Source organism: Gemmatimonadota bacterium, from assembly GCA_016719105.1.
Classification (GTDB): Bacteria; Gemmatimonadota; Gemmatimonadetes; order Gemmatimonadales; family Gemmatimonadaceae; genus SCN-70-22.
The window spans coordinates 1-14,918 of record JADKAQ010000013.1 but is presented as its reverse complement, the minus strand read 5'-3'; the positions used below and the strand labels follow the sequence as shown (position 1 = coordinate 14,918).

Below are 14,918 nucleotides of genomic sequence, written 5' to 3'. Positions count from 1 at the left end.
TCGGTCGCTCCGGCTACCGTTCGCGGGAGATGCCGCCCACCCCCCCAGACTCGAGCGAGGAAGACGTCCTCGGCAAGGCGTACGACGCGCGCCTCGCCCGGCGGCTCCTGCGCTACGCCTGGCCGTACCGCGCCCTCATCGCCTCGTCGCTCGCCCTGCTGGTGATCGACGGCGCGTTGCAGCTGGTGGGCCCCCTGCTCACGCGACGGGTGATCGATGTCGCCATCCCCGCAGGCGACGCCACCGCGATCCTCCACGCCGCCCTCCTCTTCGGCGGCACCCTGCTCGCGCAGTTCGGCTGCACGTACGGCGAAACCGTCCTGACCGCGCGCCTGGGCCAGCGCGTCATGCACGACCTCCGCACGCAGCTCTTCGCCCACCTCCAGCGACTCCCCGTCGCCTACTTCGACCGCAACCCCGTCGGGCGTCTCGTCACCCGCGTGACCTCCGACGTGGAGTCGCTGAACGAGCTGTTCACCTCCGGGGTCGTCGCCGGACTCGGCGACGTCTTCACGCTCCTGGCCATCAGCATCCTGATGCTCGTGGTCGACTGGCGGCTCGCCCTCGCCGCCTTCGCCGTCATCCCGCTGGTCGTGATCGCGTCGAACGTCTTTCGGGTGCGCGTGCGCGAGGCGTATCGCGCGATTCGCACCCGGCTCGCGCGCATCAACGCCTTCCTGCAGGAACGGCTCTCGGGGGTGCGCGTGGTGCAGCTGTTCGGACGTGAGGGCGACGAGGCGAGGCGTTTCGACGCGCTCAACAAGGACCATCTCGATGCGCACCTCACGTCGATCACGATCTATGCGCTGTACTTCCCGATCATCGAGCTCCTGACGACGATAGCGATCGCCGCCATCCTCGTCGCGGGCGCCGCGCGCGTCGACCTGGCGACGCTCTCGGTCGGGACGGTGGCTGCCTTCCTGCAACTCGTCCGGCGCTTCTTCGAGCCGCTGCAGGACCTCTCCGACAAGTACAACACGCTGCAGCAGGCGATGGCGGCGAGCGAGCGGATCTTCGCGCTCCTGGACGAAGAACCGGACGTGCGACGAGCGACGGGAGACGCGAATGCCGGCGCGCTTGGCGCGTCGGCCACCGGGCGGGCACTGCCGGCGCAGTCGACCGACTCATCCCGCGCCAGCACAACGCCCGGCGACGGCGCGGCTCAGTCCGATCCCCGTCTTCGATCCCCCGTCTCGATCGAGTTCCGCCACGTCTGGTTCGCCTACGCCGCGCCGCACGCCGCCGCTGGCGACACCGCCGATCGCCCGCCGGAGTGGGTGCTGCGGGACGTCAACTTCGTCGCACGTCCCGGGCGCACTCTCGCCATCGTCGGGCACACGGGGGCGGGAAAGACGACGATCATCAACCTCCTGCTCGGCTTCTATCAGCCGCAGCGCGGCGAGATCCTGATCAACGGGATCGACCAGCGCGAGCTCCCCGTGGCCGACGTGCGGCGCCTGATCGGCTACGTGCAGCAGGACATTTTCCTGTTCGCGGGCGACATCGCCTCCAACATCCGGCTGTCGACGCCGCTCACCGATGCGCAGGTGCGCGACGCGGCGACACGCGTGGGGGCCGATCGGCTGGTGCAGCGACTCCCCGGGGGGTACGGCTACGCGCTCGGCGAGCGCGGGAGTTCGGTGAGTGTGGGGGAGCGACAGCTCCTGTCGTTCGCGCGCGCGATCGCGGCCGATCCCGCCGTCCTTGTCCTCGACGAAGCGACCAGTGCCGTGGACAGCGAGATCGAGGGGGAGATCCAGCGAGCGTTGGCTGAACTGATGCGCGGGCGCACGACGATCGCCATCGCGCACCGCCTCAGCACCATTCGCGATGCGGACGAGATTCTGGTCATGCACCATGGCGAAGTGCGCGAGCGCGGGACGCACCGCGAGTTGCAGGAGATGGGGGGATTGTATGAGCGGCTGACACGTCTTCAGACCGGTGTCGTGAGGGGCGCATGACCAAGTGGCGCCTGAGCTTGCGGCCCCAGCGGTGCGCGGGGTAGTTTCCGCCCCTTGGCCCGGGCATGTCCCCTGCAGGATCGTGTTGTCACGTCCCGTCGTCGTTCCCGATTTCAACCGAACGCATGCCCTATCTCCAGCACCAAGACGCGCACTTTCCGCTCGCTCAGGGCGAGACGCGCGTGGGGAGGGGAGTCGGGGCCGATGTGTGCGTCCCTCCCGGTGCTGAACCCGGCGATGTCGCTGATGCCGCGCTCGTGGCCGTGGTGATAGCCCCGGATGGCGCGGCATCGCTGCGTGTGGTGCAGGGCGATGCCGGCGTCTTCGTGAACGGCGTCCCCGTGGGACGCGAGCCCGCCCCGCTGCTGCACGGCGATCGCGTGGCGATCGACGGCTGCGAGCTGCGCTTCGCGGACGAGCAGCAGGGGGGAGTGACGCTGGAGGTCCCCACGCAGGGCGATGTGCGCGTGGCGACGCCGAGTGCGGGGATTGGTGAGGCGCGCTCCCGCGGACGCCTCGTCTCGCTCACCGATGGTCGCGAGTACGCCGTCCCGCCGGAGGGGCTGACGCTCGGGCGTGATGCAGGGTGCGACGTCGTCGTGGCCGCCGCCAACGTGTCGCGCCGGCACGCGCGCATCACGCCGGGGCCCGGGGGCTACGAGTTGGTCGACTCCAGCACCAACGGCGTCCTGGTCAACGGGGCGCGCGTGCAGGGGGCCTTGGGGTTGGCGCGCGGCGACACGGTGCGCATCGGCAACGACGAGTTCCGCTTCTACGCCGACGCAGAGCCGCCGGTCCCACCACGGTCGCTCCTCGACGTCCCGTCGCTGCAGGCGACGGCGGCGATTCCGGCGATCAAGCGCCCGGTCGTCGCCCCCACACCGCCGGCGACACCGTCCGCGCCATCGCCGTCGCGTACCCCGGATCTCTCGCTGATGCCGGGAGTGGGGCCGGTCGCGCCGCGCACCCCTGCGTCGGACGCCGCCCCCGTGGGTGGGGCCCCGGCACTGCACGAGGCGTCGTCCGCGGCCTCGCGCCGCAAGGGGACGCTGGCGGTGCTCGAGATCCTCAACGAGGGGCCGGAGAAGGGGAAACGCTTCGAGTTGATCGCCCCGCTGTCGCACGTCGGGCGGGGCGATCACAACGATGTGGCCATCCGTGACGAGAGCGTCTCCGAGTCGCACGCGAAGATCCAGCGACGCGAGGACGCCTGGTACATTGTGGACATGGATTCCACGAACGGCACCTACGTCGCCGGGAGCCGCGTGTATGGCGAGGCGAAGGTGTCGAGCGGGGGAGACGTGCGGTTCGGCGGCGTGAAGATGCTCTTTCGCACGATGGGTGGGGGACAGCGGGCCACAGGGGAGACGCGGGTGATCGTGGGGGTGCGTGGGCCGGACCCCAAGCGCGCGGAGCAGCGGCTCAAGGAACTTGCGCGTGGCGTGGAAACGGACGATGCTCCGCCCGCGCCGAAAGGGGCGCCTGTCTGGTTGTGGTTGGCACTCGTGGCGCTCGGCGCCTTCTTTCTCTACCTCGTCCTCCAGGGTCGCTAGTGGAGCTGACCGTTGCCGCCCGCAGCGATGTGGGCATGATTCGCTCAGGAAACGAAGACGCGTTCTTCGCGCATGCCACCCGGGAGCGCGGCGTCTTCATTGTCGCTGACGGCATGGGAGGGCACGCCGCGGGCGAAGTGGCCAGTGAGATGGCGGTGCAGATCGTCTCGCGTGAGCTGCACGAGTTGAACGACGTGTATGGTGAAGCGGCGCGCCTGCGGGTCGCCGAGTCGCTGCGCATCGCCAACCGGGCCATCTACGATCGCACGATCCAGGAGTCCGACAAGCAAGGGATGGGGACGACCGCGTCGGTCCTGGTGATGTCGGGGGCGCGCTACCTCATCGGCCAGGTGGGCGACTCCCGCGTGTACCTGCTGCGCGACGGCGCCCTGCGCCAGCTCACCAAGGACCACTCCTACGTGCAGGAGCAGGTCGACGCCGGCTTCCTCACCCCCGAGCAGGCGCGCTACCACCCCTACAGCAACGTGATCACCCGCTGCGTGGGGGCGAGCGACGTGGTGGAGCCCGACACGTACTCCGGCGAACTCAAGGTGGGCGACGTCTTCCTCGTCGCCTCCGACGGGCTCACCGGGATGGTCGACGACCGCCGGCTGCAACAGCTCCTTCTGTCGCGGGCCTCGGCCGGGCGCGTCGTCGACGCGCTGATTGCCGAGGCCAACTACCGCGGCGGGTTGGACAACATCACGGCGATCGTGGTGCAGGTCCTCCAGATCGATTCCCCCAACGCGGACGCCCCCACGCAGGAAGGGCCGGCGTTCGGCGCGTAGGACCGCGTGACGGACGCGGGGGACGAACACGTTCAGGCGCCGGGCGAGGACGAGCGCGAGCCGGAATCGGTCGCGTCGATTTCGGCGCTGTACCTGGGGAACATCCTCTACGCGCTGGAAGCGTGCGCGTTAGGCATGGACCAGCAGGGGCAGGGCGATCATGCGGCGTTCTACCGCGGGATTGCGCGCAAGCTGGCCGAGGCGCGGGGGCGCGAGAAGGCGTAGACGGGAGGGCGGCCTCGTGCCAGATTCGGGTGGTCACGCACCGCCCGTGTCCCCCCGCCCCGACGACGATGCACCTCCTGCGCGCTGCACTCGTAGCTTCCCTGATCGTCGCCCCGCTCGGGCGCCCCGCACATGCGCAGGTGTCGCCTGAGCGGGCCCGCGTCCTCGCCGTCGCCGATTCGGCGCTGGCCCTGATCAGCAAGAGCGACATGGTGGGCTTCACGGACCTCATGATCCCCGAGGCCGTCATGTTCCCGACCGTCACGCGCGACGGCGCCTCGGTGTATCGCGTGCGCACGCGTGCCGAGCAGCGCAGCGCGCCGACGACGGCCAAGCTTGCCGAACGGGGGTGGAACGCCGAGGTGAAGATCCAGGGACCGATCGCCATGGTCTGGTATCCGTACGACTTCTATCTCGACGGGAAGTGGTCGCACTGCGGGGTGGACGTCTTCACGCTCGTCCAGACGAATGGGACGTGGCGCATCGCGTCGATGGCGTGGACCGCTGAACAACCGCCCGCGTGCAGCAAGCATCCGGCGGGGCCGCCGACGCAGTAGGGGCGAGGCGAGCAGGGGGGGCCTATCGCGCTGCGCCCCGCACGAAGCCCTTCGTGAAGACCATCAGGACCCCGGACGATGATCCGGTCCCGAACAAGACACCGGCCTCACTCGCGCGAATCAGGACGACGTGACTGACCTGTTCGGGAGGCGCCATGTCGAGTGCCTGCTGCGGATCCTGCATCCGCATGCCGTCGACGAACACGAGCATGCAGCCCCCCGTACGCATCCACGCGATGCAGCGAGCGCTGGTTCGCCCGTCGATGCTGCGCGGGAGGTAACCCACGGGGCTCAACGACTGCACGAGATCCACATAGTCGCGGGCGCCGCCGCGTACGGCGTCGATCTCCGACGGCGCGAGGATCTTCGCTCCCATCGCCTTGAAGTTCATCCCCAGGAAGGAGCGGTCGAGAATCGCATCGCGCTCGGCGCGCACCACCACTGGTGACAGCGTGATCGGCACTCGCACGACGCGCAGCGTCACCTCGACCGTGTCGTTCGCCGCGAGCGGAATCCACGGCGACGTAAGGCGCTTGAAGCCGATCGCGCGCAGGTCCAGCGCATAGAAGCCGCCTCCGCGACCGGTGAAGACAAAGCGCCCGCGCTCGGACGTTCGCGCGGCCCCGAGGAAGTTGGCCGCCGAGTCGACGAGGGTGACGAGGAGGTCGGGGAGCGGGTCGCGCGTGACCGAATCGACCGCGATGCCGCGTATGACCTGGGCCGCCGCCGGGCGAGTCGCAACCAAGAGCGCACCGACCAGCGCGAGGCCGACGATCGCGGCACGGCGAAGATCTGTGAACGGCATCGGTCGCCGGCCGGCCGCTGACACGCTGGCGCCCGCGCGCGCTGCGCCTCGGTAGTCGCGTCTCCCGCCTGGAGTCATCCCGCCCGCGCCACGGCCAGCACCCGCTCGGCGGTGAGCTCGACCGGTCGTGCCACAAAGACCCGCAGCCACCGCGCCGATCGGTAGAGTTGCTGCGACATCTGCGGGAGGTGGATTGCCCCCTTGAGCCCCGCGCTCGTCAGCTGCATCACCTCGCCCGTCCGGCGTACCACCGGGATGTCCAGCCCCAGCATCTGCGTCTTCTCGGGGTAATCGAGCAGGAGCTCCCCAGCCGCCAGCCCGCATTCCATCGCCAGCGCGTTCTCCACCTCGACCGCGCGGGCCCGATCGGCGGCCATCCACTCGCCCACATCCTCCTCCAGCTCCGCGGCCGGGCACTCGAAGGCGCGCTTGAACAGGCGCCTGTTGCGCAAGGCGTCGAGCATGGGCGACGGGGCGCGCTGCTCGAGCGTGTGCAACAACGCTTCGTCGGTCAGGCGCGCCAGCTCGCGCACGTCGAGCGCGGCGGTGGCCAGCGCTTCGTCGACCAGGCGCTTGTACATCGCCGTCGCGCTGCGCACGGCGTGGTGCCAGTACACGTTGCGATACATCTGGTACTTGGCGAAGAGCAGCGACTCCAGCGCCGAGAGCCCCTTCTCGAGCACCCCGATGCGCAGCGCCCCGGTCTGCGGGTCGGCCACGACGGTGAGCGAGTTGATGAGGCGGTCGGCGTCGATCGTCCCATAGGGGACGCCGCACATCAGCGTGTCGCGCTTGAGGTACTCGATCTTGTCGAGGTCGAGCGACCCCGACACGAGCCCCTGCAGCGGCGAGGTGGACGTCCCGCGAATCATCGCCAACACTCGCTCCGGTGCGTCAGGCGCGATCTCGGCGAGCACGTCGCCCACTTCGCCGGTCGTGATGAGCGGGCGGGCGACCTCCTCATGGTGCGGGGCTCCGATCTCCTCGAGGGCGTGGGAGAAAGGATAGTGCCCCACGTCGTGCAGCAGCGCCGCGGCACGAACGATCGCGCTCTCGACCGGATCGACCTCCGCCAGCGCCCCGCGCTCTTCCAGCAGCCGCAATGCGACGCCAGCCAGATGATACGCCCCGAGCGCGTGCTCGAAGCGCGCATGCGTGGCGCCGGGATAGACGAGGTACGCCCATCCCAGCTGTCGCACGTACCGCAGTCGCTGGAAGACGCGCGTGTCGACCAACCGCAGGGCGTAACCATCGACGCGGATGTTGTTCCACAACGGGTCGCGGATAATGACGGTCATGGGCAGAAGTTAGCAAACGGCCGCCCGACAACGGCATCATGCCATTGCCGAGCGGCTCGTTTCACTCGTCGTTCGGTTCCCTGCGCAGGCGGGGAGGACGTCCCCGCCTGTGGTGTGGCTAGAACTTCGGCCCCGCTGCGAGGATGGCGGGGTCCACATTGCCGAACTTCTCGATGTTCTTGTGGAACATGGCGGCCAGCTTGCTCGCCTGCGCGTCGTAGGCGGCGCCGTCCTGCCAGGTCGAACGCGGCTGCAGGATCTCGGTCGGCACGTTAGGCACCGCCGCCGGGATCTGGAGCCCGAAGACCGGGTCGGGGGCGAAGGGGATCCCTTCGAGCGCCCCGTCGAGCAGCGCGCGCACCATCGCCCGCGTGTACGAGAGCTTCATGCGCGCACCGGTCCCGTAGGCGCCACCGCTCCACCCGGTGTTCACCAGCCAGACGCGCGCCCCGTGCTGGTCGATGAGCTTCCCGAGCATCTCGGCGTACTTGGTCGGGTGCCAGACGAGGAACACGGCGCCGAAGCACGACGAGAACGTCGCCTGCGGTTCCGTGACGCCACGCTCGGTCCCGGCCACCTTGGCCGTGTAGCCGCTCATGAAGTAGTACATCGCCTGCTCGCGCGAGAGGCGGGCGATGGGCGGGAGCACGCCGAAGGCGTCGGCGGTGAGGAAGACGACGTTCCGGGGGTGACCGCCACGTCCCGACGGGACGTGATTGCGGATGTAGTGCAGCGGGTACGAGGCGCGCGTGTTCTCGGTGATCGTCTGGTCGTCGAAGCGCACGCGACGCGTCTCGTCATCCAGGACGACGTTTTCGAGGATCGTCCCGAACATCTGCGTGGTGGCGAAGATGTCGGGCTCCTGCTCCCGCGACAGGTTGATGACCTTGGCGTAGCACCCGCCCTCGTAGTTGAACACGCCGTCGTTGGACCACCCGTGCTCGTCGTCGCCGATGAGCCCGCGCTCGGGGTCGGCCGAGAGCGTCGTCTTCCCCGTGCCGGAGAGCCCGAAGAAGAGCGCGGTGTCGCCCTTGGGACCGATGTTCGCCGAGCAGTGCATCGACAGGACGCCCGACTTGGGCATCATGTAGTTCATGACGGTGAACATCGCCTTCTTGAGTTCACCCGCGTAGCGCGTCCCGCCGATGAGGATCGTGCGCTTTGCGAGGTGCAGGACGATGAAGGTCCCGCTGCGCGTCCCGTGCTTCTCGGGGGTCGCCTGGAAGTCCGGCGCGTGCAGCACGGTGAAGTTTGGCGCAAAGCTCGCGAGTTCCCGCGATTCCGGGCGGATGAACATGTTCCGCACGAAGTTGGCGTGCCACGCGTTCGGCGTGACGTACCGGACACTCAGGCGGTGCGCCGGGTCGGCGCCGCAATAGAGATCCTGGACGAAGAGGTCGTCGTTCGAGTTGAGGTACGCTCGGACGTCGGCCTGCAACGCCTCGAAATGCGCCTCGGAGATCGGCTGGTTGACCTTCCCCCAATCGACGTCCGCTTCGGTCGAGGCCTCTCGCACGACGAACTTGTCGTTGGGCGAGCGCCCGGTGTGCGGCGCCGTGTTGGCGACGAAGGGGCCCATGTCGGCGATCATCCCTTCATGTCGCGCGATCGCCTCCTGGATGAGCCGCGGGGCGAGAAGGTTCCAGTGGATCGTACCCGACGGTTTGAGCCCCTGTCCTTCCAGCGCGTTCAGGGGTGCACTCGTGGTGGCCATAGTGGGCAGAAATCGGGAAACGGGCGAGCACCCGGCTCGCCCGGTTGCTCACCCTGGTGTCATGTATAGACGATCACAGGAACGAAAACGCTCGCGCACCGCCCGGAGGGGACAGTTCCCGACCCGAGGGGCGCGCCCGTTCCTGCGCGTCCATGACCGCGACCGCGGCCATGTTGACGATCTCCTGCACGTCCGCCCCCTGTTCGAGGATGTGGACGGGCTGGGCCATGCCGACCAGGATGGGGCCGATTGCCGTGGCACCGCCGAGGTCGCGTAACAACTTGTACGCGATGTTGCCCGCGCTCAAGTTCGGAAAGATCAACACGTTGGCCGATTCCTTCAGCGCGCTGAATGGAAACGATTCCTTCAGGATCGTCTCGTCCACCGCCGTGTCGGCCTGCATCTCGCCGTCCACCATCAGCCCCGGATCGCGCTGCCGGAGCAGCGCGACCGCCTCGGCCACGCGCTGCGCCTCGGGGTGACGGACCGACCCGAAGTTCGAGAACGAGAGCATCGCCACCTTGGGGGTCTGACCGAACGCCCGCACGATGCGCGCGGCGGCGTGCGCAATCTGCGCCAGCTGCTCCGCCGAGGGCTCGATGTTGACCGTCGTGTCGCCGCAGAAGACGACGTGCTTTTCGAAGACCAGCATGTACATGCCGGCCACGATCCCCGACTTGGTGTTGGCCCCCACCACCTCCAACGCCGGACGCAAGGCCTCGGGATACGTCGTGGTCATGCCCGTGAGCAGGGCATCGGCGTCGCCCTTGGCGACCATCACGTTGCCGAAATAGTTGCCGTTGACGATGCGCCGCTGCGCCTCGCCCAGCGACAACCCCTTGCGCTGGCGCCGCTCCCACAGGAACTGCGCGTAGCCTTCCAACCGCGGCGAGCGCGCCGGATCCTCGATGGTGATGTCATCGACGCGCACACCGTCCTGTTGCGCCTTGCGGCGGATCGTCTCCTCGTTGCCGAGGAGGATCGGGTGGGCGATCCCCTCGTCGAGCAGCTGGCGGGCAGCGCGGATCATCTTGCGCGCTTCGCCCTCGGCGAGGACGAGCCTCTTGGGGTCGCGCACGGCGCGGTTGATGATGCCGCGCATGATCCCCTTGGCCCGCCCGAGACGGGCCTCGAGCTGCTCGCGATACTCGTCGAGTTCGATGAACTCCTGCGCCACGCCGCTCGCCACCGCCGCCCACGCCACCGCCGGCGCCACCCACAGCAGGACGCGCGGATCGAAGGGGAAGGGGATCAGGTACTCGCGGCCGAACTTGACCTTGCTCAGCCCGTAGAGCGCCGAGACCGACTCCGGCACGTCTTCTTTGGCGAGGGCGGCGAGCGCGCGCGTGGCCGCCATCTTCATCTCCTCGTTCACCTCGGTCGCGCGCGCGTCGAGCGCCCCGCGGAAGATGAACGGGAAGCCGAGCACGTTGTTGACCTGGTTGGGATAGTCGCTGCGCCCGGTGGCGACGATCGCGTCGTCGCGCACGGCCTTCACCTCTTCAGGGAGGATCTCGGGGGTCGGGTTGGCGAGGGCGAAGATGATCGGATTGGGCCCCATCACCGCCACCATCTCCGCCGTCATTGCGCCGGCGGCCGACAGGCCGACGAAGACGTCGGCACCGACGAGCGCTTCCTTCAGCTCGCGCGTGGGGGTGTCGTTGGCAAAGCTCGCCTTGTACGGATCCATGTGATCGGGGCGCCCCTTCCAGATCACCCCGGCACGGTCGCACATGATGATGTGCTCGCGCTTGACCCCCAATCGCACGTAGTGGCCGGCGGTGGCGATGGCCGAGGCGCCGGCGCCGGAGAAGACGACGCGCACGTCCTCGATCTTCTTCTCCACCACCTCGAGCGCGTTGAGCAGCGCCGCACCGGAGATGATCGCCGTCCCGTGCTGGTCATCGTGGAAGACGGGGATCTTCATCGTCTTCCGCAGCGTCTCCTCGATGTAGAAGCACTCGGGGGCCTTGATGTCCTCGAGATTGATCCCGCCGACGGTGGGTTCGAGGAGCTGGCAGAAGCGGATGACGTCGTCCGGATTCTCCGACCCTACTTCGAGGTCGAAGACGTCGAGGTCGCTGAACTGCTTGAAGAGGTTCCCCTTGCCTTCCATCACCGGCTTGCCGGCGAGCGCGCCGATGTTCCCGAGCCCCAGCACCGCCGTCCCGTTGGTCACGACCGCGACGAGGTTACCGCGCGCGGTGTACTTGTAGACGTCGTTGGGGTTCTTCTGGATCTCCAGGCACGGCTCGGCGACGCCTGGCGAGTAGGCCAGGGAGAGGTCGCGCTGGTTGTTGAGCGGCTTGGTCGGTACGACCGCGATCTTCCCAGGCCTGGGAGACGCGTGATAGTCGAGGGCGTCGTTGCGATTCATGTGAATAATCTACCGGCGAAAACGGGCGCGCGAGATGGGGGAACCCCGACCCGCCGTGGGGAAGGCGAGGAAAGGAGAGAACAGGAAAGGAAAGAACTAAGACTCGCCGCGTGGCGTCGCGTTCATGGGTGGTTCAAGCGCGCGTGCTAGGCTGGGCATGGGACATCGACCGGTCACGAACCGATGGAGCACGATCGCATGACACACGGAACGGTAGGGCGGACCTTCCTGCAACGCCTCGGCATGACCGGCGCGGCAACGCTCCTTGTTGTCTCGCTCTTTCCCATACGCGCGACCGCCCAGCGACGTGAAGCGCCGCGGCTGGATCCCTCCCGCGCGGTGACGCCGAACCCGGCGTTCGCCTCCTTCGCGACGGGCAATGCTCTCCCGAGGCCTGACACCGACACGCTGCCGGTGCGCCGCCGACCGGTCGCCATCGAGTACAGCGACTGGTACGGCCGCCGGCTCAAGATCCACCAGGTGGCCTCCTGGGCGATGCTCCCCATCTTCGCCGCGCAGTACGCCGCCGGGCAGCAGCTGCTGGACCACGGGGAAGAGGGCGCCGCCGGGTGGGCGCACGACTGGCATGGGCCGCTCGCCGGCGCGACCGGGGCGCTTTTTGCCGTGAACACCATCACGGGAGGATGGAATCTCTGGGATGCTCGGCGCGACCCCAAGGCACGGAAGTGGCGCACGGCACACGCGGTCCTCATGCTCGTCGCCGACGCGGGATTCGCCCTCACGCCGGCCTTCGCCGAGGATGAGGACGAAGGCTCGGGAGGGGGATCGCGGCTGAAGACGCACCGGACGGTGGCGCTGACGTCGATGGGGATTGCCGCGGTGAGTTGGGTCATGATGCTGCCGCCGTTTCGACGCGAGTGAGCGACGTGTTGCGTATGCGGCGTGTGTCGCGTGTGTCGCGTGTGCGACCGGTGGCGGCGATCGCCGCCGAATGGGGCAGCGTGACCCACGACTGCCCAGCGCGCCGCTTGGGGGGAACGATGGTCCGCGGTGTCTTGCTGCGGGGGGGCAACGCCGCGGCGTCGCGCGCGGCGCCGGCCGCCTCGGCGACGCAGTCCTGCCTCGAACGCAGGGTCCTTGCCAGGTCAGCCTAACGAAGATGCCACGAAACCACGACGACATCCGCGCCCATGCGGCGCACGACTGCAGCGGCTGTGCGCTCCGCACGGGCCGCCGGGAGTTCCTTGGCGGCGTGGCCACGGCGCTGGCGGCGCTGGCGCTCGAGGGGCTCCTCCCGGCCGAGGCGCACGCGCTCCCGGCTCTGGACGTACGCGGCGTTGCGTCTGGCGGAGAGGAAATGCGCTACCCCATCCCGGCGAGCGATGGCGTCTCCATCGACAAGAAGGAGGGGGTGATCATCGCGCGGCATGCGGGGGTCGTCTACGCGTTCGCGCTCACGTGCCCGCACCAGAACACGGCGCTCCGCTGGAACGAGGGGAACAAGACCTTCTTCTGCACGCGCCACAAGTCGAAGTACCAGCCCGACGGCATCTTCATCTCCGGGCGGGCCACGCGGGCGATGGATCGCTTCGCGGTCCAGAAGGACGGGAGCACGCTCGTCGTGAAGCTCGACACGCTCTTCGAGCAGGACGTCGACCCGGCGGCGTGGGGGCGGCGCACGTCGCCGCCTGACCCTCGTCCCGCTCCGGCCTCCGGGGCCGGCGCGAGCGCTGCCTAACGGGACGCGCCGCCCGTGGTCACTTCACCTCGGGGAGCGGATAGGCCTTGCGGAGGGCGTTCACGTAGTCGCCGAAGAGCGCCTTGGTCGTTGAGAACTCGTCCTTCACCCGGGCGCGAAAGTTGGCGTCGGTCGCGAAGTCGGTGAGGAGGGCCGCCATCGCCATCGCGTCGATGCGGAAGCCGGTGTGCCCGACCTCGTTCAGGGCGTCCGCTTCCATCTCGTAGGTGTGGAAGCCCCCGGTGGAGGTGAAGGCGCTGAACCCCGCCCCCGGGATGTCGCGCGAGACGGAGCCCGTCTCCTCGTAGCCCTGCGGCTTCTGCGGTTCGGCCACCACGCGCGTGGCGCCGTACTTCTTGAGGTAGGCGAAGGCGACCTCGTTGAGCGCCGCGGTCGAGATGCCGTCGCGCATCGATCCGTAGTTGTCGATCGCCACCTTCGTCCCGGTCGCCAGCGCCGCACCGCGCGCCGCGTTGTCGATCATCTCGCGGACCTGCGCGAGGTAGACCTCGTCAGGATACCGAATGTAGAAGTCGGCGACCGCGCGGTCGGGGACGACGTTGGGGGCCTTCCCGCCCTCGGGGATGATCCCCTGGATGCGCGTCTCGGGGCGCATGTTCTTGCGCAGCGCGTCGACGTTCTGGAAGAGGTGGATGACCGCGGTGAGCGCGTCGCGTCCCTCCCAGGCCGTCATCTGGTGCGCCGGTGCCCCGGAGAAGGTGTACCGCACGCCATCGATGTTGAGGCAGCAGGTGCCGAAGCCCGGCGCGGGGCGTTGCGTATTGACCGAGGAGTGCGAGCGCACGATCACGTCGGCGCCGTTGAAGACGCCGGCCTGGTGCATCACCGTCTTGGACGGCGGGGGCATCATCTCTTCGGCGGGGGTGCCGTACACTGTCACCGTCCCCGGCGTCTTGCTGCTGGTCAGGAACTCGGCGACGGCGACGGCGGCGGCGAGCCCCACCGGCCCCTGTGCGGAATGCTGGTCGCCATGGTAGTCGCGCGTGGTGCCGCGCAGCGCGTCGTACTCCACGATGATGCCGAGGGTGGGCCCGGGCGTCCCCTTGGTGTAGCGCGCGATGAAGGCGGTCGACAGCCCGGCCACGTTGTGCTCGACGGCAAAGCCGTGCGCCGTGAGCCAGTCGCTGAGGAGCTTTACCGAGCGCGTCTCCTTGAAGCCTACCTCGGGATTGCGCGTGATGTCATCCGCCATCGCCTGCAGTTCGCCGTCCCACAACGCCTTGGCGCGCGCCACCACGGCGTCGCGGCGGGCGTTGGGCGCGCCCGCCAGGCGCGCGGCGAGCGCGAAGGCGTTGATGCGCTGCTGCAACTCCCCCTGACGCCTCACCACGTCAACGGCCGCGGCGCGCTGAGTCGGGGTCTCCTGCGCGGGCGCCGTGCTGCTGACGGCGACCGCACAGGACAGGAAGAGCGGGGCGAGATGGGTGACGAAGCGAGGCATGGCGGGCGTGGGGGGGAAGACGACGGGACGTAGGGGGAGAACGATTTGGGCAGGCCGTCGCTACGGGCTCCCGTGGCGCCCGGCATCGAGCGCGTCGATCTTGGCCACGCGGGGGGCGTGCCGCCCTCCGCCGAAGGGCGTATCGAGGAAGGTCCGGACGATCTCCTGCGCGAGCCGCACCCCGATCAACGTGCCGCCCAACGTGAGGACGTTGGCGTTGTTGTGCTCGCGCGCATTGGCGGCCGTCGTCACGTCGTAGCACATCGCGGCGCGCACACCCGCGACCTTGTTGGCCGTCATGCAGCTGCCGATCCCCGCGCCGTCGACCATGATCCCGAGGGCGGCCGCGCCTGAGGCGACGGCGCGGGCCACCGCGAGCGCGTAGTCGGGATAGTCCACGGCATCCGTGCTGTACGTCCCGACGTCATGCACGCCGACGCCGCGCTCGCGAAGGAAGGCGAGCAGCGCATCCTTCATGG

The 14,918-nt window shown here is 68.9% G+C and carries 13 protein-coding genes; 7 read left to right on the top strand and 6 right to left on the bottom strand.

Annotated elements, in window-relative coordinates:
* Positions 1 to 29 precede the first annotated feature (29 nt).
* The 5 genes from IPN47_13120 (at position 30) to IPN47_13100 (ending at position 5,084) form a co-directional block, all read left to right on the top strand.
* Positions 30 to 1,961, top strand: a complete 1,932-nt coding sequence (locus IPN47_13120; GenBank protein MBK9408957.1) for an ABC transporter ATP-binding protein — start codon at positions 30 to 32, stop codon at positions 1,959 to 1,961.
* A 263-nt stretch (positions 1,962 to 2,224) separates the two neighbouring features.
* On the top strand, positions 2,225 to 3,514 hold the full coding sequence (locus IPN47_13115) for an FHA domain-containing protein (GenBank protein ID MBK9408956.1): 1,290 nt from the start codon (positions 2,225 to 2,227) through the stop codon (positions 3,512 to 3,514).
* A 35-nt stretch (positions 3,515 to 3,549) separates the two neighbouring features.
* A complete protein-coding gene (locus IPN47_13110; GenBank protein MBK9408955.1) occupies positions 3,550 to 4,302 on the top strand; it encodes a Stp1/IreP family PP2C-type Ser/Thr phosphatase in 753 nt (250 codons plus the stop codon).
* A 6-nt stretch (positions 4,303 to 4,308) separates the two neighbouring features.
* On the top strand, positions 4,309 to 4,527 hold the full coding sequence (locus tag IPN47_13105) for a hypothetical protein (GenBank protein ID MBK9408954.1): 219 nt from the start codon (positions 4,309 to 4,311) through the stop codon (positions 4,525 to 4,527).
* Between the two features lie 68 nt (positions 4,528 to 4,595).
* On the top strand, positions 4,596 to 5,084 hold the full coding sequence (locus IPN47_13100; GenBank protein MBK9408953.1) for a hypothetical protein: 489 nt from the start codon (positions 4,596 to 4,598) through the stop codon (positions 5,082 to 5,084).
* 22 nt (positions 5,085 to 5,106) lie between these two features.
* Here IPN47_13100 and IPN47_13095 read toward each other — a convergent pair whose 3' ends face one another.
* From IPN47_13095 to IPN47_13080, 4 genes are all read right to left on the bottom strand, one after another.
* Positions 5,107 to 5,889: a carboxypeptidase regulatory-like domain-containing protein gene (locus tag IPN47_13095; protein MBK9408952.1), complete on the bottom strand. Its 783-nt coding sequence runs from the start codon at positions 5,887 to 5,889 to the stop codon at positions 5,107 to 5,109.
* A gap of 74 nt (positions 5,890 to 5,963) precedes the next feature.
* Positions 5,964 to 7,187, bottom strand: coding sequence for an HD domain-containing protein (locus IPN47_13090; GenBank protein MBK9408951.1), 1,224 nt, complete (start codon positions 7,185 to 7,187; stop codon positions 5,964 to 5,966).
* Positions 7,188 to 7,305: 118 nt separating this feature from the next.
* Entirely contained in the window at positions 7,306 to 8,901 is a 1,596-nt protein-coding gene (gene pckA / locus IPN47_13085; protein MBK9408950.1) for a phosphoenolpyruvate carboxykinase (ATP), read from the bottom strand.
* A 73-nt stretch (positions 8,902 to 8,974) separates the two neighbouring features.
* On the bottom strand, positions 8,975 to 11,278 hold the full coding sequence (locus IPN47_13080) for an NADP-dependent malic enzyme (GenBank protein ID MBK9408949.1): 2,304 nt from the start codon (positions 11,276 to 11,278) through the stop codon (positions 8,975 to 8,977).
* Between the two features lie 198 nt (positions 11,279 to 11,476).
* On the opposite strand from IPN47_13080, the gene IPN47_13075 reads away from it, so the two are divergent.
* The gene (locus IPN47_13075; GenBank protein ID MBK9408948.1) at positions 11,477 to 12,160 is read left to right on the top strand and encodes a hypothetical protein; all 684 of its coding nucleotides are present in this window, start codon (positions 11,477 to 11,479) and stop codon (positions 12,158 to 12,160) included.
* 238 nt (positions 12,161 to 12,398) lie between these two features.
* The gene (locus IPN47_13070) at positions 12,399 to 12,977 is read left to right on the top strand and encodes a Rieske 2Fe-2S domain-containing protein (protein MBK9408947.1); all 579 of its coding nucleotides are present in this window, start codon (positions 12,399 to 12,401) and stop codon (positions 12,975 to 12,977) included.
* 19 nt (positions 12,978 to 12,996) lie between these two features.
* Here the strand turns inward: IPN47_13070 and IPN47_13065 are convergent, their stop codons facing one another.
* Together IPN47_13065 and rpiB are read right to left on the bottom strand one after the other, a co-directional pair.
* Positions 12,997 to 14,439 (bottom strand): peptidase dimerization domain-containing protein, encoded by a 1,443-nt coding sequence (locus tag IPN47_13065; protein ID MBK9408946.1) that lies wholly within the window; start codon positions 14,437 to 14,439, stop codon positions 12,997 to 12,999.
* Between the two features lie 60 nt (positions 14,440 to 14,499).
* Positions 14,500 to 14,918 (bottom strand): ribose 5-phosphate isomerase B (rpiB, locus tag IPN47_13060; protein MBK9408945.1); only part of this gene is annotated, 419 nt, incomplete at its 5' end.

What these genes read in the sequence shown, in the direction of transcription:
- IPN47_13095 (MBK9408952.1), bottom strand. Translation starts at nt 5,889, where the DNA reads ATGCCGTTCACAGATCTTCGCCGTGCCGCGATCGTCGGCCTCGCGCTG.
- IPN47_13075 (MBK9408948.1), top strand. Translation starts at nt 11,477, where the DNA reads ATGACACACGGAACGGTAGGGCGGACCTTCCTGCAACGCCTCGGCATG.
- IPN47_13080 (MBK9408949.1), bottom strand. Translation starts at nt 11,278, where the DNA reads ATGAATCGCAACGACGCCCTCGACTATCACGCGTCTCCCAGGCCTGGG.
- IPN47_13070 (MBK9408947.1), top strand. Translation starts at nt 12,399, where the DNA reads ATGCCACGAAACCACGACGACATCCGCGCCCATGCGGCGCACGACTGC.
- IPN47_13065 (MBK9408946.1), bottom strand. Translation starts at nt 14,439, where the DNA reads ATGCCTCGCTTCGTCACCCATCTCGCCCCGCTCTTCCTGTCCTGTGCG.
- IPN47_13100 (MBK9408953.1), top strand. Translation starts at nt 4,596, where the DNA reads ATGCACCTCCTGCGCGCTGCACTCGTAGCTTCCCTGATCGTCGCCCCG.
- pckA (MBK9408950.1), bottom strand. Translation starts at nt 8,901, where the DNA reads ATGGCCACCACGAGTGCACCCCTGAACGCGCTGGAAGGACAGGGGCTC.
- IPN47_13120 (MBK9408957.1), top strand. Translation starts at nt 30, where the DNA reads ATGCCGCCCACCCCCCCAGACTCGAGCGAGGAAGACGTCCTCGGCAAG.
- IPN47_13090 (MBK9408951.1), bottom strand. Translation starts at nt 7,187, where the DNA reads ATGACCGTCATTATCCGCGACCCGTTGTGGAACAACATCCGCGTCGAT.
- IPN47_13110 (MBK9408955.1), top strand. Translation starts at nt 3,550, where the DNA reads ATGATTCGCTCAGGAAACGAAGACGCGTTCTTCGCGCATGCCACCCGG.